The sequence below is a fragment of the Paenibacillus doosanensis genome (assembly GCF_025060755.1).
GTDB lineage: Bacteria > Bacillota > Bacilli > Paenibacillales > NBRC-103111 > Paenibacillus_S > Paenibacillus_S doosanensis.
Window position 1 is genome coordinate 1 of sequence record NZ_JANYUY010000019.1, and the last position, 20,298, is coordinate 20,298.

Annotated in this window: 21 protein-coding genes; 13 read left to right on the top strand and 8 right to left on the bottom strand. The window is 48.9% G+C overall.

Features of this window, described 5'->3' with window-relative positions:
• On the top strand, nucleotides 1-878 hold an 878-nt coding region (locus tag N0M98_RS14985; RefSeq protein WP_259618398.1), incomplete at its 5' end, for a class I SAM-dependent methyltransferase.
• Between the two features lie 35 nt (nucleotides 879-913).
• On the opposite strand, the gene N0M98_RS14990 is transcribed toward N0M98_RS14985, so the two are convergent.
• A complete protein-coding gene (locus N0M98_RS14990) occupies nucleotides 914-1,735 on the bottom strand; it encodes an AraC family transcriptional regulator (protein WP_259618399.1) in 822 nt (273 codons plus the stop codon).
• A gap of 191 nt (nucleotides 1,736-1,926) precedes the next feature.
• On the opposite strand from N0M98_RS14990, the gene N0M98_RS14995 reads away from it, so the two are divergent.
• From N0M98_RS14995 to N0M98_RS15015, 5 genes are all read left to right on the top strand, one after another.
• On the top strand, nucleotides 1,927-3,339 hold the full coding sequence (locus N0M98_RS14995) for a sulfatase family protein (RefSeq protein WP_259618400.1): 1,413 nt from the start codon (nucleotides 1,927-1,929) through the stop codon (nucleotides 3,337-3,339).
• Nucleotides 3,340-3,712: 373 nt separating this feature from the next.
• Nucleotides 3,713-3,991 carry a heterocycloanthracin/sonorensin family bacteriocin gene (locus N0M98_RS15000; protein ID WP_249863303.1) on the top strand — a complete coding sequence of 93 codons (279 nt, stop codon included), beginning with the start codon at nucleotides 3,713-3,715 and terminating at the stop codon, nucleotides 3,989-3,991.
• A 175-nt stretch (nucleotides 3,992-4,166) separates the two neighbouring features.
• A complete protein-coding gene (locus N0M98_RS15005; RefSeq protein ID WP_259618401.1) occupies nucleotides 4,167-6,098 on the top strand; it encodes a putative thiazole-containing bacteriocin maturation protein in 1,932 nt (643 codons plus the stop codon).
• Nucleotides 6,095-8,038 carry a TOMM precursor leader peptide-binding protein gene (locus N0M98_RS15010; RefSeq protein WP_259618402.1) on the top strand — a complete coding sequence of 648 codons (1,944 nt, stop codon included), beginning with the start codon at nucleotides 6,095-6,097 and terminating at the stop codon, nucleotides 8,036-8,038. The genes N0M98_RS15005 and N0M98_RS15010 overlap by 4 nt, the downstream gene beginning before the upstream one ends.
• A gap of 53 nt (nucleotides 8,039-8,091) precedes the next feature.
• Complete coding sequence (locus N0M98_RS15015) at nucleotides 8,092-9,645, top strand: SagB family peptide dehydrogenase (protein ID WP_259618403.1); 1,554 nt, start codon at nucleotides 8,092-8,094, stop codon at nucleotides 9,643-9,645.
• Between the two features lie 73 nt (nucleotides 9,646-9,718).
• Here the strand turns inward: N0M98_RS15015 and N0M98_RS15020 are convergent, their stop codons facing one another.
• Genes N0M98_RS15020 through N0M98_RS15035 form a run of 4 tightly spaced genes read right to left on the bottom strand, consistent with a single transcriptional unit; the run spans nucleotide 9,719 to nucleotide 13,845 of the window.
• Entirely contained in the window at nucleotides 9,719-10,828 is a 1,110-nt protein-coding gene (locus tag N0M98_RS15020; protein ID WP_259618404.1) for a GerAB/ArcD/ProY family transporter, read from the bottom strand.
• On the bottom strand, nucleotides 10,825-11,058 hold the full coding sequence (locus tag N0M98_RS15025; RefSeq protein ID WP_259618405.1) for a hypothetical protein: 234 nt from the start codon (nucleotides 11,056-11,058) through the stop codon (nucleotides 10,825-10,827). Before N0M98_RS15025 ends, N0M98_RS15020 begins: the two co-directional genes overlap by 4 nt.
• 2 nt (nucleotides 11,059-11,060) lie before the next feature.
• Nucleotides 11,061-12,266, bottom strand: a complete 1,206-nt coding sequence (locus N0M98_RS15030) for a Ger(x)C family spore germination protein (protein ID WP_249863297.1) — start codon at nucleotides 12,264-12,266, stop codon at nucleotides 11,061-11,063.
• Complete coding sequence (locus N0M98_RS15035) at nucleotides 12,259-13,845, bottom strand: spore germination protein (RefSeq protein WP_259618406.1); 1,587 nt, start codon at nucleotides 13,843-13,845, stop codon at nucleotides 12,259-12,261. The genes N0M98_RS15030 and N0M98_RS15035 overlap by 8 nt, the downstream gene beginning before the upstream one ends.
• 203 nt (nucleotides 13,846-14,048) lie before the next feature.
• On the opposite strand from N0M98_RS15035, the gene N0M98_RS15040 reads away from it, so the two are divergent.
• The gene (locus N0M98_RS15040; RefSeq protein ID WP_259618407.1) at nucleotides 14,049-14,240 is read left to right on the top strand and encodes a hypothetical protein; all 192 of its coding nucleotides are present in this window, start codon (nucleotides 14,049-14,051) and stop codon (nucleotides 14,238-14,240) included.
• An 81-nt stretch (nucleotides 14,241-14,321) separates the two neighbouring features.
• Here the strand turns inward: N0M98_RS15040 and N0M98_RS15045 are convergent, their stop codons facing one another.
• Nucleotides 14,322-14,726 carry a CBS domain-containing protein gene (locus N0M98_RS15045; RefSeq protein WP_259618408.1) on the bottom strand — a complete coding sequence of 135 codons (405 nt, stop codon included), beginning with the start codon at nucleotides 14,724-14,726 and terminating at the stop codon, nucleotides 14,322-14,324.
• A gap of 313 nt (nucleotides 14,727-15,039) precedes the next feature.
• Here N0M98_RS15045 and N0M98_RS15050 point away from each other — a divergent pair, with 313 nt between their 5' ends.
• Nucleotides 15,040-15,414 carry a hypothetical protein gene (locus tag N0M98_RS15050; RefSeq protein WP_259618409.1) on the top strand — a complete coding sequence of 125 codons (375 nt, stop codon included), beginning with the start codon at nucleotides 15,040-15,042 and terminating at the stop codon, nucleotides 15,412-15,414.
• Nucleotides 15,415-15,419: 5 nt separating this feature from the next.
• On the opposite strand, the gene map is transcribed toward N0M98_RS15050, so the two are convergent.
• Both map and N0M98_RS15060 read right to left on the bottom strand, forming a co-directional pair.
• Nucleotides 15,420-16,166 carry a type I methionyl aminopeptidase gene (map, locus tag N0M98_RS15055; RefSeq protein WP_249863291.1) on the bottom strand — a complete coding sequence of 249 codons (747 nt, stop codon included), beginning with the start codon at nucleotides 16,164-16,166 and terminating at the stop codon, nucleotides 15,420-15,422.
• An 8-nt stretch (nucleotides 16,167-16,174) separates the two neighbouring features.
• Nucleotides 16,175-16,774 (bottom strand): TetR/AcrR family transcriptional regulator, encoded by a 600-nt coding sequence (locus N0M98_RS15060; RefSeq protein WP_249863290.1) that lies wholly within the window; start codon nucleotides 16,772-16,774, stop codon nucleotides 16,175-16,177.
• Nucleotides 16,775-16,978: 204 nt separating this feature from the next.
• Between N0M98_RS15060 and N0M98_RS15065 the strand changes: the two genes are divergently transcribed.
• From N0M98_RS15065 to N0M98_RS15085, 5 genes are all read left to right on the top strand, one after another.
• Nucleotides 16,979-17,422 carry a cell wall hydrolase gene (locus N0M98_RS15065; protein ID WP_249863289.1) on the top strand — a complete coding sequence of 148 codons (444 nt, stop codon included), beginning with the start codon at nucleotides 16,979-16,981 and terminating at the stop codon, nucleotides 17,420-17,422.
• Between the two features lie 170 nt (nucleotides 17,423-17,592).
• Nucleotides 17,593-17,907: an ArsR/SmtB family transcription factor gene (locus N0M98_RS15070; RefSeq protein ID WP_249863288.1), complete on the top strand. Its 315-nt coding sequence runs from the start codon at nucleotides 17,593-17,595 to the stop codon at nucleotides 17,905-17,907.
• A gap of 13 nt (nucleotides 17,908-17,920) precedes the next feature.
• The gene (locus tag N0M98_RS15075; RefSeq protein WP_259618410.1) at nucleotides 17,921-19,225 is read left to right on the top strand and encodes an arsenic transporter; all 1,305 of its coding nucleotides are present in this window, start codon (nucleotides 17,921-17,923) and stop codon (nucleotides 19,223-19,225) included.
• A 29-nt stretch (nucleotides 19,226-19,254) separates the two neighbouring features.
• Complete coding sequence (gene arsC / locus N0M98_RS15080; RefSeq protein ID WP_249863286.1) at nucleotides 19,255-19,731, top strand: arsenate reductase (thioredoxin); 477 nt, start codon at nucleotides 19,255-19,257, stop codon at nucleotides 19,729-19,731.
• Between the two features lie 125 nt (nucleotides 19,732-19,856).
• Entirely contained in the window at nucleotides 19,857-20,297 is a 441-nt protein-coding gene (locus tag N0M98_RS15085) for a MarR family transcriptional regulator (RefSeq protein ID WP_249863285.1), read from the top strand.
• The last annotated feature ends 1 nt before the right edge of the window (nucleotide 20,298 follow it).

Below are 20,298 nucleotides of genomic sequence, written 5' to 3' on the forward strand. Positions count from 1 at the left end.
GGGAAAGTCCAGTCCCTTTTGCAATTTTCAAGGTGCGATTTACTGGAAATCGAAAAGTTTGCGGCCAGTTCCCATGGGAACTGGAAATCGGCTTAAAACTTGGTTCTAGAAATACTATACGAGGAGGAATGGTTATGAATGAATTTGAGAACAAGGCGAAAGCGTATGCGGCAGGTAGACCGACTTATCCGGAGGAGATTTTAAGCAAAATCCAGGAGCTTGGAATTGGACAAGATTCTGTAATTGCAGATATTGGCGCGGGGACGGGATTGCTAACTAACTTGCTGTGCAAATTGGATTGCAAAATTATAGCCGTAGAACCCGATGTACAGATGCTTAATGAGTGCAGGCAGTATTGCTCGGCCCACAAGAATATTGAATATATCCATGCAACTGCTGAACGGACTCCATTAGCTGAGCACAGTATCGATGTAATTACGATCGCTTCGGCGTTTCACTGGTTTGATAAGGTATTATCCAAAGCAGAATTCAAACGGATTCTCAAAAAAGACGGCTACGTTATTCTTTTATGGAACATGATGCAAAAAAACAGCGAATTCGCAAAAGAATACGTGAAAACTCTTGGCAAGTACACAGTGAAACATACAGCCGGGAATGCCAACATTGATCCTGATAAAGAAAAGCTAAACTTTTTCGGACAAGGGTATTCGATACAATATTATGATAACTGGCAGCGGTTCAATCAAGAAGGCATTATTGGCAACGCGTTATCCTTATCGTATACGCCGTCAAAATTGGATATGCATTACGACGAATTCGTTCAAGAGCTTCGCAATCTATTTTTGAAATATCAAGAGGGCGGAGAAGTAACCGTTCATTATCAAACAGAGGTATGCATTGCCCAATTTTTACAATGACCCGCTCAAAGGATAGCGGGCTTTACCGCAGCCATTTACTCGGTCGTCATACTTTTCCGGTAATCGGTGGGGCTGAAGCCCGTTTTTTTCTTGAACAAATTGGAGAAATAATGCGGTTCGGAATAACCGATCCGGTAAGCGATTTCACTGACAGATAGATCGGTGTCCATCAGAAGCAATTTAGCGGTGTTTATTTTTTTGATCATGATATAATCGTATACGGTCGTTCCGATTTCTTGTTTAAACAAGCGGTTCATTTGTTTGAAGGACATGGCAAAATGCCGGCTCATCCGGCTGGAGTGGAACGACTCGAGATCTTGCCGATCTAAATACTGCTTCATCTGTTGAATGCGGAAAGGCAAGATCGACTTTCTTTTTTCCAAAATATTCGCCAGATGGGCCATAATCTCCGTACAATTCATCAGCAGTTGAATATGCAGCTGCTCATTGTCCGGCTTTTCGTTTTGCATCAGCTCAAAGCTTTTGCGAAATAAAGGCTCCAAAGGGACGTCCGGCACAAGAATGGTCGACTGCAGCCGGAAGGTTTCAAGCAGCCGCAAGCTGTTGCCGCGCAAGTTGTACCATAAGTAGGTCCAGTACTGCTGCTGGTTCGGGTCGGCGCTCACTTCGTGGTAGCTTCCCTTAGGCAAAATAAATACATCCCCTTGCTTCGGGGAGTAGCATAGCGAATCCACTTGAATCGAGCCTTGGCCGTTCAGCACATAGGCGACCACCGTAATTTCCGAATTTTTACGAATGTTCCGGTAATCGGAATGGCAGTAATTAATGCCGAACATCGGAATATGCATCGGAACTTCGATGTCCAGCGGGTTAAAGTACAAATCTCCGTGCTTCATAGAATCCCCTTTTTCCGGCGAAGGTATATGTCAACTATAGCATATCGGCGGGCATGTTTCGAATGAAATGTCCTTATTGCACACCAACAATTCCTTTTTCGATATTAACAAGCCGTATGGAGTCCAATTATGATAGGGGTAATACGAGTTTGCATACTCCGTATGTATTCCGCCAACAAGGAGTGATGGATTTGAAACCCAATTTGGTTTATGTATTCGCCGATCAGCTGCGCTTGTCTTCCTGCGGTTTTGCCGGCGACAGTAAAGCGATAACGCCCAACATCGACAGACTCGCAACGGAAAGCCTGAGTTTTTCGAACGCCATTTCCGGCCATCCGGTTTGCGCCCCGTATCGGGCAACGCTGTTTACCGGCAAATATACGACGAGCACGGGCATGGTCATCAACGAAATCCGCATGAATCCGAACCATCGCAGTATCGCTCATGTGCTTCACGAACATGATTATGATACCGCATACATCGGTAAATGGCATTTATGGGCCAATGAGCTCGGCCATCATTACGAACCGAGAAATTCTTTTATACCTCCGGGAGAGCATCGGCTCGGCTTCGACGGTTTCTGGGCGGCTTACAATTTCCATCACGAATACTATAACATGTACTATCACACGGACACGGAAGCCAAGATTCCGATGGAAGGCTACGAGCCGGACGGTCAGACCAGCATGGCGATCGAACAGCTCAAGGAGAAGGCCGCCGCGCAAAAGCCGTTCGCTATGTTTTTATCGCTCGGCACGCCGCATGATCCGTGGGATATTAGCAACGTTCCGCCGGAATATTACGAGAAGTTCAAAGATGTGGAGTTTTCCCTGCCGCCGAATTACCTGGAACACAACGATCCGTATGCGGACAATTGGGCCAAGCTCCGTCCTGAGGAAAGAGAGAGGATTACCGACTGGCTTAAGGTGTATTATGCGATGACGGCCAATTTGGATTGGAATGTGGGCAGACTGATGCAGGCGGTTGACGAGCTTGGGCTTAGGGATAACACGATATTCATCTTTACCTCGGATCATGGGGAGCTTTTCGGAGCCCACGGCAGAAAAGGGAAAAATATTTTTTACGAGGAAGCCGTTCGCATTCCATTCCTGCTTCGCTGGCCGGGGCATATTCCGCAGGGCGGTGAGTCGGATGTCTGCCTGAACACCTGCGACATTATGCCGACGCTGCTTTCGATGCTGGAGCTGCCCGTACCGGCCGAAGTCGAAGGCATGGATTTAAGCCCGTTCGCGTTCGGGGAAAAGGGCGAGGAGCCGGAAGCGGCTTTCCTGCAAGGGACCGGGGCGACGGCCAACTGGTCGGACGGACATGAATGGAGGGCGCTCCGAAGCAAGCGGTTCACCTATGCCGTATATCGGGCGGATAAGAAGGAGCTGCTGTTCGATAATATAGCGGACCCGTTCCAAATGAACAATTTGGCGGAGTGCCCGGACTTCGAGCCGGTCATAAGCGGCTTCAGGACGATGCTCGAGAAGAAGATGAACGAAATCGGAGATACCTTTGAAAGCTGCAGCTGGTACCGGGAGCATTGGACCGAGGACCGGATTATTCTGAGAACCGCCACGCTTAACCCGATTAAATGACTTTGAACCGGTACGGCACGCCGCTCGATAACCGCAAGTCGTATACCAAAGCGGACTGGCTCCCGGAAAAATTGACATCGCAACAAGCCTGCCGTGTTGAACGGCAGCTTTGTTGCGTTAAAAGGCAGTCTTTACTCCTCGGAACACCACATAGGTATTTGCCATAACCGAGCTAGTTCAGGGAAAAAGAGCAGCACATTCGATTATATGAAATCGTGTATTTCTGCTTTCGGTCGACTTAAACCACTGATGAGGTCATATCGCGATGTACAAACGCCTAATAAATGAGTCTTTCGACTCAAGAACAAATGCGGAGCTCCGACCATAAATTGGAATCATGTCGATACGAAAAAAGTTATTGGAGGTTTATCACATGACCAATTTTCAAAATGAGCTTCAGCAGTTGAATGTTTCGCAGTTCCAAGCAACCGAAATGACGCCGTGGGATCAGCAGGCTCAGTATTTTGCCGGCCAGTTTCCGAACGGCCAGGTGCCGGTGGACCCTTCGCGTCTTTGCGTCGGATTTTGTGCAGGGTTTTGTACGGGATTTTGCGGTACGTTTTGCGCCGGATTTTGTGGCGGGTTTTGCGGCGGCTTCTGCGGCGGCTTCCGCTGCAACCGCTGCGGGGGCTTTTGCCATCGCTGCCGCTGACGCTTTTCGGCTTCTCTTCCGAATTGCAGCAAATCGATCTCCTCTGCACGGTTTGTGCGGGGGAGATTTTTTATCCCTTAAAGAGATGACTGACATGAGGGACAAATAGAAGTACATAAGATGTAGAACGAAGATCGCGTATTGGAGAATAGCATTTCCAGCTAGGAGGGCTGAGATGTCAAAGTTGACCCCGACTGCTCGTCTTCAGGTAAAGGCGGATTCATTTTATTTGCCGATTGTACATGAAGGCGTCTATTTCCGAAACAACGTCGGCACGTTCCAAATGAAAGGTGAGATGATTGACCGCTGGTTGGAAAAACTTATTCCTATGTTCAACGGAGAGCACACGCTGGCGGAATTGACGGACGGTCTATCCGGCTCATACCGGGAGCGGGTGTACGAAATCGCGGAAGTGCTGAGGGAAAAAGGCTTTGCGCGCGATGTGAGCCAGGATCGCCCGCACGTTCTCCCGGAGCAAACGGTTCGCAGATATGCAGGGCAAATCGCTTTTCTCAACAGCTTTGGCGATTCCGGCGCTTACCGGTTTCAGTGTTACCGGCAGGCCAAGGTACTCGCGGTCGGCTCAGGTCAGATCTTTTCCGCACTTGTGTCGTCGTTGCTTGAGTCGGGCCTGCCCAGGTTCCGTATACTGATTACCGATTCGCTGCCGACGGATCGGCGCCGGCTTACGGCTTTGGCGGAGCACGCTCGCTTGACGGACCCCGAGGTGGAGATCGAGGAAGTTGTACTGCCGAACAAGGGTGCTGACGGTTGGAGGGAAGCCGTGCGGACGTTCCAAACGGTTCTCTATGTGTCTGAGCAGGGCGATAGCGAAGAACTGCGGCTTCTACATAAGGCATGCCAAGCCGAACGCAAAACATTACTTCCCGCCGTGCGACTACACCAGGCTGGCATTGCAGGCCCAATCGTACAGCCGGAGAGTGCGGTCTGTTGGGAATCGGCATGGCGGCGTATCCACGAGTCCGAAGTGTTCAAGGATGATCCGGAGCGGTTTGCCTTTTCATCAACTGCGGGGGCGCTGCTTTCGAATGCGATTGTTTTCGAATTGTTCAAGACGGTGTCGGGCGCCGCCGAACCGGAGCTTAGAAACTCCCTGTATCTGCTTGATTTGGAGACATTGGAAGGAAGCTCGCACCCAGTACTGCCGCATCCGCTTGTTGACGGAAAAGTCGATGCTGCAGTGAACTGGGTAGATGATGTGGATGTAAGGCTCGAGGAAAGACCGGCGGGAGGCGCCGTGAACGGGCTGTTTCCGTACTTCAGCAAGTTGACATCGGACCGAACGGGAATTTTCCATAGCTGGGAGGAAGGGGAGCTTGGCCAGCTGCCCTTGTCACAGTGCCGTGTTCAGGCAGCCGATCCGCTATCGGAAGGGCCAGCCGGTCTGCTTCCGGACATCGTATGTTCGGGACTGACACACGGGGAGGCTAGGCGTGAAGCGGGGCTGGCCGGGCTTGAGGCGTATGTGTCGAGGCTTGCGGGGGCTCTCGTGAACACCGAGCAGTTTATTGGCGTCGGTATCGGGGAGACGGCCGCAGAAGGTATGGCTCGCGGACTGCAGGCTTGTTTGACGAAGCACTTGGAGGCGCGACTGACGGACCGGAAACCGTCTGTCGTTCGGGTTCGGCTCGACCAGATTGACGATGAGCCATGCCGGTTTTATTTACATGCGCTGACCACAATGCGGGGTACACCCATAATTGGGCTTGGAGAGGAAGTGTTCGGGTTTCCCGTTGTATGGGCAGGCACGGAGGATGGATGGTTCGCAGCCACCGGCCTGAGCGTGACAACAGCGCTGCGCAGGGCGCTGCAGGCGTCGCTGATGAGGGCACAAAACGGCTCTGTATACCGCGCACCGCAGGCTTTAGAGGTGAAGAGCGTACTGCTTGATTCGGGCGCCCCGCTGGAGCTGCCCGTCCCGGCCGAGGAGCCCAAGTCGAAGCTGGATGGAGTCAGGAATGCGCTGCAGAAGCTGAAAAAAAGCGGCCGGGAAGTTTTCGTCATCGATTTGGCGGCAGAGCCGTTCTTGCATGAAGGTCCAGCTGCTGTCTTCGGCGTGCTGCTGGGAGAGGGGGAAGCGGGATGAGCGCGGTTGTAGCCGTTGTCGGAGAAGGGGTGCTAGCGGAGCTGGTGTGTCGGGAGCTGAGCTCCAAGAGCCGAATCGTTCATTTGACCACTATTAGGCAGGAGTTGCCGAAAGATGCAGAGTTTGCCCTGGTGCTGAACGATGCCTGGCATCCGGCCGTTCACCGTGAGGCGGAGGAGAAGCTGCAGGCTGCCGGTATTCCATGGCTTCGCGGATTCGTCTCCTTCGGTGAAGGTATCATCGGGCCGCTTGTAAGGCCAGGCCAGTCCGGATGCTCCGTGTGCGCCGATACCCGGTTGCTTATAGCGGGGCGCGACCGCCGGGAAATGTGGGGCCTGCAGCAGCGTTTCACGGAGACCGGGGGAATCCTGTCCGACACATGGGCATCGCGCACGGGACTGCTGCAGATGGCGCATCTGCTTACAGCAGAAGCGCGAAACGTACTGCGGCGCATCCGCTCCCATACGGAAGAGCGCGTGGTTTTGGTTAACCTCAAGACGTTGAATTGCTCAAGCCATTTCTTCCTGCCGGACCCGTTGTGTCCTATATGTGGACGTCTGCCCGCAGATTCGCGGGATGCGGCCCGGATATCGCTCAAGCCGTCCCCAAAAGCCGGAGAAAATATATACCGCACTCGGTCGCTCCAAGAGCTGAAAGCTTTTCTGGCCAGGGACTATCTCGATTACAAGATCGGATTTCTGAACGGAAAAATGCTGGATCTGGTTTCACCCTTGGCCGATGCGACTGTGAATCTTCCGATGCTGGAGCAGGACGAGGTGACGGCGGGTCGAACAAATAGCTATGCGGATAGTGAACTATCTGCTATTCTGGAGGGCTTGGAGCGTTATTGCGGCATGGCACCGCGCGGCAAGCGACCGGTTGTTCGCGGCAGCTACCGGCAACTGGCGGGGGAAGCGCTCGATCCTGTGACAGTCGGGCTGTATGCGAAGGAGCAGTATGAGCTGCCCGGATTTCCTTTCCGGCCATTCGATCCTGATGCCGAGACCGACTGGGTCTGGGGGTACTCGTTTGGGCATGGACGCCCGATATTGGTGCTGCAGTGGCTTGCATATTACAGCTCTCCCTGCCGGCACGGCTTCGTGTACGAGACATCCAACGGCTGCGCTTTGGGCGGGAGCTTGGAGGAAGCGATCATGTACGGAATGCTGGAGGTGGTGGAGCGCGATTCGTTCCTGCTGACCTGGTACGCGCAGCTACCGCTTCCCCGCTTAGATCCACAATCTGCCGGAGACCGCGAACTGAAGCTTATGGTGGACCGGCTGCGGGCCGTTGCCGGATTTGATGTGCTCTTGTTTAACGCGACGATGGAAAATGGCATTCCCAGCATTTGGGCAGTAGCGAAAAACAGAAAGCCTACTGGAGTGAATCTTATTTGTGCGGCCGGAGCGCATCCTGATCCGGTAAAAGCAGCGAAAGGGGCGGTTCACGAGCTTTCGGGGATGATGCTAACACTTGACCACAAATTCGAGGCGAATCGGGAGGACTATGTGCGGATGCTCCACGATCCTTCGCTGGTTCGGGGCATGGAGGACCATTCCATGCTGTATAGCTTGCCGGAGGCGGAGCCGCGGCTGCACTTTCTGCTGGAGGAAAACCGGCCGATGCGGGCGTTCTCTCAACAATTTGGGCCTACTCCGAAGCACCCGGATTTGACCGATGATCTGAAGGCGATGATCGGCAAGTTCCTTCGGCTGCATTTGGACGTGATCGTGGTTGACCAGTCGACACCGGAATTGAGGCGTAACGGGCTGCACTGCGTGAAAGTGCTGATGCCCGGCATGCTTCCAATGACCTTCGGCTACCATTTTACCCGGTTGACGGGACTGGAAAGGGCGCTTCGAGTGCCGGCCGAGCTCGGGTACACGAAGCGTCCTTTACGTCCGGAAGAGCTCAATGCTCATCCGCATCCGTTCCCATAAATGGGCTGGATCGATGTGTGCGGTATCTTTATTGGGCGATTGGAGGAAGCAGAATGAGTCTGGAATCGTTTATTCGCCAGCTTCATGCCGACGGCAACGGGGGCGGGCTGCCCGGCTGGGAGGTCGATTGGGACGATGCGCCGCTTGCCTATAAGCTGTATCGCGGCCTGCCGACACTTCCGCTGTCCTCGGATATCCCGATGGCGCTGGAGGCGGCGGAAATGCATGCCCGACCGAGTCTGAAAGACATCGGCCATTTTCTTTGGTACGTCTACGGGCTGACGCAAGTAAGCGATTCTCTTGCGGTTCCGATACGGACGTACCGCAGATTCGTCCCTTCCGGCGGAGGGCTGTACCCGAACGAATTGTACGTATATCTTCGCACGGAATCCGGCACTCCCGGACTTTATCATTACGATGCAGCGCATCACCGGCTGGTGATGCTGCGCGAGGGAGATTACGATTCGTACTTAGCCCGGGCACTCGGCAACCGCTGTGATCTATCCTCATGCTTCGGCGTTGTCTTTGTATCGGCGATGGTTTGGAAAAATGCTTTTAAATACAATACCTTTTCCTATCGTCTGCAAGGCCTTGATTCAGGCGTGCTGCTCGGGCAGCTGCTGGAAGCTGCGAAACGGTTCGGTTATGCATCAAGAGTACATTTCCGGTTTCTGGACCGAGCCGTGGGCCATCTGCTTGGGCTATCCGGCCCAGAAGAGAACGTTTATGCGATCATACCTCTTTCGGTGCAGCGCGTCATCGCTTGGCTCGACGGTGCTGACGGTACACAGAAGCAAGTCGCAGCGGATGAGCTGTGCCGCGAGCTTCCGGCTATTCAGCATGATTATTACGTGCGATCGAAATCCGTGAAGGAGGTTCCGGGGCTGACTCAGATGAACGAAGCTTCGGCGCTCAATACATTGTTGCCGTTTCACCGGTTCGAGCCCGCCAATCGAGAGGAAAGCGGACTTCAGACTGTGTATTTACCGCCCGTGAAGCGGCTGAGCATCGATCTGGCGGCGACCAGCCGTGTGCGGCATTCGCCTGAAAGCGAATTCGTCTTGAGCCGTATCACGGGCCAGCAGCTAGCCGCCCTATTGCAGGAGGCTACGGCTTCCTTCACGTATCGCAACGATTTGGACGGCGTAGGGGAGTCGCCTGCGCTTCGTGTTGCGTTATATGGATGTTTCTATAACGTCGAAGGCATACCGGACGGCGCTTATCGCTATGACGCAGCTGCCCATGCGCTCCGACGCGAGCTTCCCGGTGATCATCGGCTCCGGCTGCAAGAGGGGATGACCCTTCATAACGTCAATTTGTTTCAAGTACCTATCTGTCTGCACATAGCCGGTGATGACGATCACTTGATTCCCCAATTGGGGTATAGAGGATACCGCATCCAGCAGATGGAAGCTGGCATGCTCCTGCAGCGCCTGCTGCTAGCAGCGTCCGCTCTCGGCATGGGCGGGCGACCGCTTCTTGGCTTTCAGGCCGGATCGTGCGACGAGCTCTACAAGATGTCTGTGCAAGGGCGAACCAGCCTCGTCCAAATCCCTGTCGGTCGCTACCTTCCCCGCCCCCGGCTAGAGGGAGGCTTGCATAGCTAGTTAAACATTTTCCTTTTCGTGGTCGCATATATTGCGGCTTTTTTTATATAATGTGACACTTGTCACAAGCAGTCTACTTTTTCTCATTTATCCCCAACCGCCTAAAGCGGACAGCATCTACCAGGAAATAAATAATGGGTATACATTCGGTTAAAATGAGAAAAGTCATTTCTCCATGTTTAAGCAATTCCGTTAGCTCCGGAGCGGATCGCGCCATGAGCAAGCATAATGCGATCATTGTCGCAGTCATAGAGAACGAGAACGGTTTATGATCCTCTAACGCAAATGTATGGGTAAGTGCGATGACAGACACGAATAAGAATAAGCTAATTTTGATAAATAGGCTTGACAGCCATACGGATATGAGGATCGGGTCCAAATTTTCTAGAAACGAACCAATTCGTACGTAACTGATTAATTCGAGCTCCGGAAAGAACATATTGGCTGATAATTCGGTTCCAAAAATCAATAATGTCGGTATCAAATTAGCCAAAATAATGAATAAAGATGTTATCACGGCCCAAATCATCGACTTCATCGTTTTGTGCTTCTCGGCAAAGTAGGGAAAGAGGAACAGAAGAAAATTCATTTGGCCGTACAGTGCCATGACAATGTACATGCCGCTCCATATACCTTTTGGTTTAAAATGATTCGTCAATGCGATCCACATGTCAGGATTCATCGTATTGCCGACGAAGAGAGGGACAAACAGAACGCCAACAACACTAAAGAAAAAGATGCCTTGCGCAGCACGAAAAATAGTTTCTACCCCCGACCGTACAGCATAAGCCACGCAAAGGCCGAAAACAGAGGCCACAGCCCAATTCGGGGTATCCGGTAAATAAACGTCGCTGACGAAATCCAGCAGTTCCCTCATTACAAATGATGCTGAGAACAAGAAAGAGAATATCATTAGGGCAGCGAGCGGATAATGAATCCACCTTCCGATAATTGTATGCCCGTAATGACCAAAAAACTGGGTCGGGCGCTTTAAACCTAAGCGAAACGAAAAATAGGTAAATGCAATACCTCCAAGAGCGCCCGCAAGTAAAGATAGCCATGCGGCAAAGCCCGCTTTCTCGATTAATGTACCCAATAAGAAACCGAGTATGGTTGTAAATAGATATTGCGAAAAGAGCATGTATACCTGTAATTGGGATACTCGTCCCAAATAGTTCGTCATGATTCCGTACCACCCCCAACGATATAGTTTTCAATGGACATGAAGATGCTTTGAAGGAGTTGAGCCATTGTAAATTCATTTTTGAATATATATAGCGTTTCCGTTCCTAAAAAGAGGAATAGCGCCGTCCCCAGCACGATAAAGTAAGTTCGCTGCTTTCGTTGTTTTCGTTTCAGATAAAGCCATTCATAGCCAATAATGCATCCAAAAGCGATCCCGATTAGTATCATGATCAGGCCCCCGTGTCCTTGATGGTTCGTATTCGGAGAGGATGCTTTTCCGTACCCAAATGCTTTATGATTATACGTGCTTGTATGTTAAACTTGACTCTCTTGGCATAGAGGTAACGCCATTGCCGTTCGAGGGCAATCCATTTGTTTGGATAATTCCAGTCGATATATTGGCCGAATTGGAATGCGTCGGAGCCTGCTTCTTGTGATTTTCTGATAGCCTTGGACATGCGATCCTGAACAAAAGCCTCGAGATCATGTTCAAGAATGGCCCGCTGCTTCGCATCCTGAAAGTTGATATCCGATTCGGACGAGATGAGATCGGCGTTGGCCCTGCTTTGGATATTTATGGCGATTTGATCACCGGATAAAACCGGTCTTATCGATGTTTGATTATTTTTTACGATGAAGCTAACATCCTTCCCGTCTATGGTGGAAGGAACCGTAATTTCTGAATCCCTCACCGTCTCCTGTACCCACATTGCGCCGCGCATTTCATTCGTATTTAATGTTCCAACCATCTTTCCAAGTTTGAAAATAGCAGCTCCATCGGTACCCATCCATTGCTGAGTTTTATTGTTTTCACTGGTCATGGTTTTTAGTTCAAAGTCAAGCATTGGTATGAATAAATCTCCACCTGAATAGGCAGCCATGAGGGCATCCTTAACGGTCGCTCGGACAGTGATATGCTGTCTCACATAAGCAACCAGGATATCTACGGGAAATCGTTCGAATACATTAGGAACTGCGGTCATTTGCTTCACCTTGCCCTCGGTAACGAACATGCTGGCATTGATATGAAACCGCGGCTCACGGGCGATAAATTCTAATACGGGCAAAATCCCTTCTTCAGCCAATGCGTTCCCAATAACAATGATACTCGTCTGTCCAAATGTAATTGTTCTTGAAAGGTCCGATTGAATGAAACGATAGGCTTCCCCGATGTCACGCCCTGTTTTCGTAACAAAGGTATAGGGTTTGCCGGTTTGTCCGCCGGAACCGCCGGTTTGTCCTGGAATGAGGCGATTAGGCAGGGGGAAGCCAAGAGTAACTTCAATTCCAGACTCGGATTTATCCAGCAGCATCATTCGAACAAAGGCCCGGTCGTTAATTTCGATTGAATTCCAGCAGCCGGTTAACAGCAATAAAGGGAATAGGGTTAGCAAAGGCCACAAAGCAGCGTAAGCGGGAAATTTGGACTTAATCATTGCTATCCTCCTCCGAATACGACCACTTTCGAGTCACCTTTCCTTGTCTCGTTTTATTCGGCGCGGCCTGGATCGGACGTTTTTTCATAAGCCACCAAGGCGCTCGAACTAAAGTATCCTTCAGATCGCTGGGAATCAAAGGGGTGATCGGGGATAAATAAGGCATTCCGAAGGAACGCAGATTGATAAGGTGAATGTAAAGAAATAACATGCCGCAGGCGATTCCGAACAAACCAAAGAAGCCGGCTAGTATCATGATAGGAAAGCGCAATAAACGAAAAGCCAGGCCCAGATCGTAATGCGGACTAATGAATGAAGCAATGCCTGTTAAAGATACTATGATGACCATTGCCGCTGACACGATACCTGCTTGTACAGCTGCAGTGCCAATAATAAGCGCTCCAATAATCGATACCGCTTGTCCGATTGATTTGGGGATACGAATGGCCGCTTCCCGCAAGGCCTCAAAAGAAATTTCCATAATAAAAGCTTCGATTAAGGCAGGAAACGGGACAATTTCTCTGGAAGACATCACGGTGACAAGCAGCTTCGAAGGAATAATCTCCGGATGAAAGGTCGTAATTGCGATATAAGTAGACGGCAGCAGCAGCGAAACGAACAAAAAGAAGTATCGGATCCAGCGAATCCAGGTTGAAGCAATAAAGCGCTGGTAATAATCTTCAGAGGATTGCAGCAGCATCATTAACGTAACCGGAGCGATAATCACTATCGGCGTCCCGTCGACAATAATCGCCACGCGCCCCTCAAGAAGCGCGGCAGCCGTAATATCTGGCCGCTCGGTATATTGCAGCTGCGGAAAGGGTGAAAAGGGAGTGTCGTCCAAATATTCTTCGACAGTGCTGCTTCCAAGAACGCTATCGACGTCAATTTTGGACAACCGAAATTTCACTTCATCCAGCAAGTCTTTCTTACAAATGCCGTCAATGTAACCAACCAAAACCTTTGTCTGGGTTAATGCTCCAATCCGCAGCGTCTCCGTCTTAAATTTTGGCGTTTTCAGGCGTTTGCGAATTAAGGTCAGGTTAATATCCGCATCTTCAATAAAAGCTTCGCGTGGACCTCTTATACCGGATTCATTGGGTGGTTCTTCAATGGCACGTTTGGAATGCTTAGTTAGAGGAAGCTCAATGATTCTCTGTTCGCCGTCTATCATAAGAATGGCTTTGCTATCCAGAATAGACGATATTCCTTCCGAAAGCGTGAGCAGGAATCGATAGTCCGAAACGGACAATTGCTTGCGGTCGAACAGCTGTCTGCGGAATTCATCGGCATTCGGCGCATCCATACGAAGAACAATCTTAAGAACATCCTCCTGTAAAGTCGCTAGATCAATCATACCGCGCAAATAAACAATGGCACATGCCACCGCCGGACCTGCAATAAAGCTGTGAAAAGCTACATCCGAATTGTCGGTCAATTGCTGACGAAGCCAAGCCATCCGTTTTTCAATGGGATACGTCTCGTCCTCTACAGGGACCGGTTCTTTTTGACGGTTGTTCATTTCATTGTCTTCATGGATCTCAGAGCCTCGTTTCATAAACCAATGGAAATAGGTCATAAATACCTCGCGCTGATGGATTATCGGTATTAAATAACTTTTCCATTTATCGCTATTTTAAACCAGTTCATGATTCGATTAAGAGCCCACGCGAAAACCGGCACCGAGGGAAGGGCCGGCGTTGCGGCGAAGAATAAATCCTTTACAGCGAGGAAAAAGTATTAATGGATTAAACCATCAAATAATGAGAGGTCTGAACATTCATGCCCGAAGATAAAGTAATAGAAGAAAAGATGAATTTCGAAAAAGCAAGCTGGGAATTGCCGGAGACGGAAGAAACGGAAGCATCTGCGGATCAGATCGGGGAAGTCCCCTCCAATTATGAGAACTTATCGACCACTAGCTATACCGATGCTACTACATTTGAAGTTAAAAAAACGCCGGGGAGGATCTAAATCTTTAGTAAACACCGTCATAAAATAGACGGTGTTTTCTTATTGCTGTTATTGTCGGGAGAAACATCGGCTCTTTCGCAATTAATCCGTAATATTTCGTGTGTAGTATTCGATAATGTCTTTGCGCCGAATAATACCAAGGAAGACGCCCTCGTCATCTACAACCGGGACGAAGTTCTGATCTGCAGCCAGCGAAAGCATGTCGTCCAAATCGGCGCCAATCTTGACGCATTCGATTTTTAGTCGCTTATTGATGGAGACGACGGGAATTTCATGCATCGTATCGAAATTGAGGCCAGGTGTAGCTTTCATTTTCCATAACAAATCTCCTTCGGAAAGCGTTCCGTAATATACTCCATTGTCGTGCAGGATCGGAATGGCCGAATAGTGGCACGCCTCCAGTTTATCTAAGGCTTCTTTCATATTGGAAGATGTCGTGATGTAAGAGACCTCATTCTTGGGATATAGAAAAGTTTTTATGTCCACTGTACCACACTCCTTTAATATATTAAAACATATTTTCCCACGCAGCGCATATGGAATTGACAGGTAATGACAAACGGATGTTGATTCATTTAATTTAAATTGCTGTTCCGGTACTGGATTGGAGTTAAGCCTGAAATATAAGCTGTGCTGCGATCCATACGAAACACCTGATTAGAGAGCTGTTCCTTCCATACCTGTTCATAAAAACGGAAGAGGAGCGGGAAGTTTTTAAGAAAAGGCGCAAAGGCGGAGGGTTCGAAATATCTACTGCTCTTTTATTTAAAATATGAAAAACCTGATTGGAGGCGGGAGCATGTGGATTCCTGTAGAGATTATAAAAGAAAGGGAAAACCCAGTAATAATGGATGGGATTAAGAGTTTATTAAAAGAAAGCTATCACATTTCTGAAAATGAGGCAAATTTGATCATGAATAGGGCGAGCGAACGATCGGAAGGGCTGATATTCGATTATTTCCCATATGTACATTCCATCCATGAACTTAGTGACGGAATCAGGAACACGCTGGATAAGCATCTGAATCGAGTGGATCAGGAAGGGATAATGGTGTTTTTTAGTGACCAGAATGTTAGCCAACTCCCTGGCTCCCGGCTGCCGGTACGGCACAGAAGGGGGAGGCAGGGGCAGCTCGGATGCAGCATCTTGTATTTCAAGCAGACGACCAAATAAAAGTACTATTGTGCGGTCAATATCATCGGGCCGTCCTCAGTGATAGCGATCGTATGTTCGTACTGTGCGGAAAGCGAGCCGTCAGCGGTTCTGGCGGTCCATCCGTCGGCATCAACCGTCATTAACGCTTTCCCGGCGTTGATCATCGGCTCGATCGTAAAAACCATCCCTTCCTTCAAGCGGAACCCTTTGCCCGGATTCCCGACGTGGGCATAATTAGGCTCCTCGTGCATTTCTCTTCCTACGCCATGACCGAGCAGATCGCGCACCACCGAGAATCCGTTTCGCTCGGCATGGGTTTGAACCGCGTGCATCACATCGCCGATCCGGTTTCCGACGACAGCTTTTTCGATACCAAGATATAAGCATTCCTTCGTTACCCGCATCAGATTGCGGGCTTCTTCCGACACCTCGCCGACCGCATAACACCAAGCTGAGTCGCCGATCCAGCCATCCGCCTCCGCGACGATGTCGATTTTGACGATATCGCCTTCCTTGAGCGGCTTCTGGTTCGGAAAACCATGTGCAATGACGTCGTTGACAGACGCACATGTCGCAAACGGATAGCCGTTATAGCCTATCGTATAAGCCTTGGCGCCATTCTCCTTCAGGAACCGCACCGCGAACGACTCGATATCGAGCGTCGTGACACCCGGCCGGATCATACCTGCGATTGCTTGATGAAAAGCAGCGACAATTCGACCGGCTTTTCTCATTTCTTCAATTTCTGCTCTCGATTTCAGGATGACCATTCCATTCATCACTCCTTTGGCTGTATACCAGAAAAAATCATATTGACGATACCTTCCACATCCATCTCGTTTCGCATATTATGGTGAATGTTCAATGCTGTGCAGCCAACTAGCGAGCCAAATATCAGATTAGCTGTTTTCTCAGGCGATTTGGAATCGATTCCGTCACGAACCGTTTCCACAAACGGCCAATAGATTCGTTCCTGAAAATCGGCAAACAGCTTGATGAAGCGGTTTCCCGGGAAGTGCTGAAAATTATCCGCAACCGTTTTAAGCAAAATAAACACAGAAGGATCTTGGATGCACTTCTGCAGGAGCAATCTGGAGAACGATTCAGCTTTAAGCAAACTGCCGGCGTCTCCCGTCAAAGCGGACAGCACGGCCGACTCCGTCTGATTCAGGGCATCCCATAGTAAATCTTCCAAAAGCATGTGCTTATTTTTGTAGTAATGATATACGGTTCCGTAACCGAGCTCTGCCTTGACCGCAACATCGCGTATTTCCAATTGAATACCTTTCTCCAAATATACTTCCGCAGCCGCTTGCATAATTTGGTTCATCCGCATTTCACGGATCGCGTCATTCTGTTCTTTAGTACGTGGTGACATGGCTCCCCCTTTTTTTAGACCTGCTATAATGTCAATGTAAAATATACATCATTTGGAGGCAAGGATCAAGTAACTTTCCAAAGCTGAATGCCAATGGACTACGGAACAGCTATTTATTTTCGCTCACTATTTTGCTGCCAGAGTAATACATCCGCTTCGCCTACAATATCATAATTCTAGAAATACAATCTAGGAGGTGAGTCAATGGCAGTCGTAAAAGCCAGGAAACAGGATATTGATATGCTGGCAAGGTTGCTTCGAGCTGAAGCTGAGACCGAAGGCGAAATGGGCATGCTCCTTGTAGGAAATGTTGGCATTAACCGAATAAGAGCGAATTGCTCCGATTTCAAAGGAATCCGGACCATTCCCCAAATGATCAACCAGCCGCATGCGTTCGAAGCGTTGCAGCATGGTTTGTACTATCAAGGCGCAAGAGATAGAGAACGCCGTCTGGCGCAACGGGCGGTGAATGGGGAGCGGAATTGGCCAGCTAAATTTTCCCTATGGTATTTCCGTCCAGGATCATTCGAAAATCCCGGACCATGTCCGGATACTTGGTATAATCAGCCGCTCGTAGGACGATTCAGGAAGCACTGTTTTTATGAACCGACTGGGGAAGAATGCGAAAATGTATACAATACGTTTTAATTTTGTAAACAAAAACATCGTCTAATTTTGACGATGTTTTTTTGTCTGACAATAGCTCGTTTACAATTTCTTTATATATAATCAATTGATTATATAATTATACTATTATATAATTTATTTGAGTTGAGGTGGGTGACAAAACTTGGATAGTGGCTAAGTGGAGGGATTCTATGGAACAAATAAATGAATTGGCGGAAAATTTAAAACTGCTCGGAGACAAAACAAGGTTAACGATACTGGCTTTATTAAAAGAACGGCCGCTTTGTGTCTGCGACATCGTGGATATATTGGAAACGTCCCAGCCTAATGCAAGCCAGCATCTGCGAAAATTAAAATCGGCTGGGCTTGTTAGTGAAACAAGAAAGGGACAGTGGATTTATTATTCTTTAAATATTGAAGGCAAAATTTATATTCAGGCAGTATTGGATTATATTCCGTCGTTAAAACAAAAAATTGATCCAATGAAAAACGATTGCTGCGAATAAGCTGGAGGACAACATGGCCGTCATTGCGTTTCTTGTTTTTTTCGTTACTTTAATTTTCGTCATTTGGCAGCCACGGGGATTAAATATCGGGTGGTCGGCGAGTGCGGGAGCTCTTCTTGCCCTAATGTTCGGGGTAGTCAGCATTGCGGACGTCGGCACCGTCACCGGCATCGTATGGAATGCTACCCTGGCATTCGTAGCCGTTATTTTAATCTCATTGATTCTCGATGAAATCGGATTTTTTGAATGGGCAGCTCTACATATGGCGCGGCTCGCGCGTGGGAACAGTCTGCTCATGTTTATATTTATCATTTTGCTTGGATCGGCGGTCGCCGCCTTTTTTGCAAACGACGGGGCAGCTTTGATCATAACGCCGATTGTACTTGCCATGGTCCGAGCGCTGAAGTTCGACGAAAAAATGGTTTTACCGTTTATTATGGCCAGCGGATTTATAGCCGATACCGCATCCTTACCGTTAATTGTCAGCAACCTGGTTAACATCGTATCCGCCGATTTCTTCAAAATTGGTTTTGCGGAATATGCGAGTCGGATGATTGTTCCGAATTTTTTCTCCATTGCAGCGAGCCTTATTGTACTCTACATTTATTTCTGGAAACGCATACCGGGCAGCTACAATGTAACTCAACTAAAAAAGCCCCATGAAGCTATAAAAGATTTGCGGCTTTTTAAATTATCTTGGGCGATCTTAGCCGCTTTGCTTGCCGCATATTTTGTCTGTGAATTTTTCTCAATCCCTGTATCCGTTGTTGCGGGTATCGCCGCAATTGCGTTCTTTTTCGCGGCGAGAACATGTCATGAGATTCATATAAGGAATCTGCTGAAGGGTGCTCCTTGGGCAGTGGTGATTTTCTCGATTGGCATGTATGTAGTTGTTTACGGCTTGCGAAATGCCGGGCTGACCGACGCGCTAGGCAATGTCATTCAAGCGATTGCAGGCCAAGGGCTGTTTGTGGCTACGATTAGTATGGGGTTTATAGCCGCGATCCTGTCTTCCATTATGAACAACATGCCGACTGTCATGATTGACGCGCTGGCGATCCAGAGTACGCCAACGAATGGAATTATCCGTGAAGCGCTGATTTATGCCAATGTGATCGGTTCCGACCTGGGGCCCAAAATTACACCGATCGGCTCACTGGCTACTTTGCTCTGGCTACACGTGCTTTCCGCAAAAAACGTGAAAATTAGCTGGGGCTATTATTTTAAAGTTGGCATCCTTTTGACAGTACCTACGTTGTTCATTACACTCTCCGGGCTTTTTATATGGCTCTATGTGCTGCAAACGCTGCGGATATAACGAATTCAATCAAAAGGGAGATACTCGCCATGGAGAAAAAAACGTTAGTTTACTTTTTGTGCACCGGCAATTCCTGCAGAAGCCAAATCGCAGACGGGTTTTTAACTGCTCTAGGAAGCGATAAATATATAGTGAAGAGCGCAGGACTTGAAGCGCACGGGCTGAATCCCTATGCGGTGCAAGTGATGAAGGAAGCGGGTGTTGATATTAGTCAAAATACTTCGGACGTGATCGATCCGGATGTGTTGAACAGAGCAGATTATGTCATTACACTATGCGGCCATGCGGATGAGAATTGCCCCGTCATTTCCAATAAGAATGTAAAGAAATGGCATTGGGGGTTTGATGACCCGGCTAAAGCAACTGGCACAGAGGATGAGATTATGAGCCAATTCCGGAAGGTTCGCGATGCAATCAAGTCCCGGATTGAGCAGTTCGTGTTCGACATCGACCATCCATATAGCTGTAAAAGAGAGGAACTTGTCCAAGGACAGGAGGGCGTGTGAGCGGAGTGTAACGAGGAGTCATTTTCCGTACTTTGACGGAAAATGACTCGAGTTTAATAAGAATAACCGCTTGCATTTAGTACCATATAGTATTATCCTATATAGTAATATGAGGATGGTGTTTAATGAATCGAGAAACTCGTGGGGGGTTTTACATATCCCAAATTAAACAGCTTAGCAATAGAATTTTCGAAAAATTACTTAAAGAAAATGCTATCGAGGAATTCAATGGCGCTCAAGGACGTATCTTGTTTGTTCTCTGGCAGAAAGATAATATAACAATTACTGAACTGGGTGAGAAGACCTCGCTTGCAAAAACGACACTTACTGGCATGCTTGATCGAATGTGTGCGCAAGGTCATATTCAACGCAATCAAGATCCAAACGATCGAAGACAAATATTGATTGCGCTTACACCGCAAGCTAGAGCTCTTAGTGATAACTACGATAAAGTCACAGCGCAGATGAATGAATTGTTTTACCGGGGATTTTCGGATAAGGAAATGGAGCAGTTCGACAGCATGCTTGCAAAAGTACTTAATAATCTAAAACATTACGAGGAGTGAT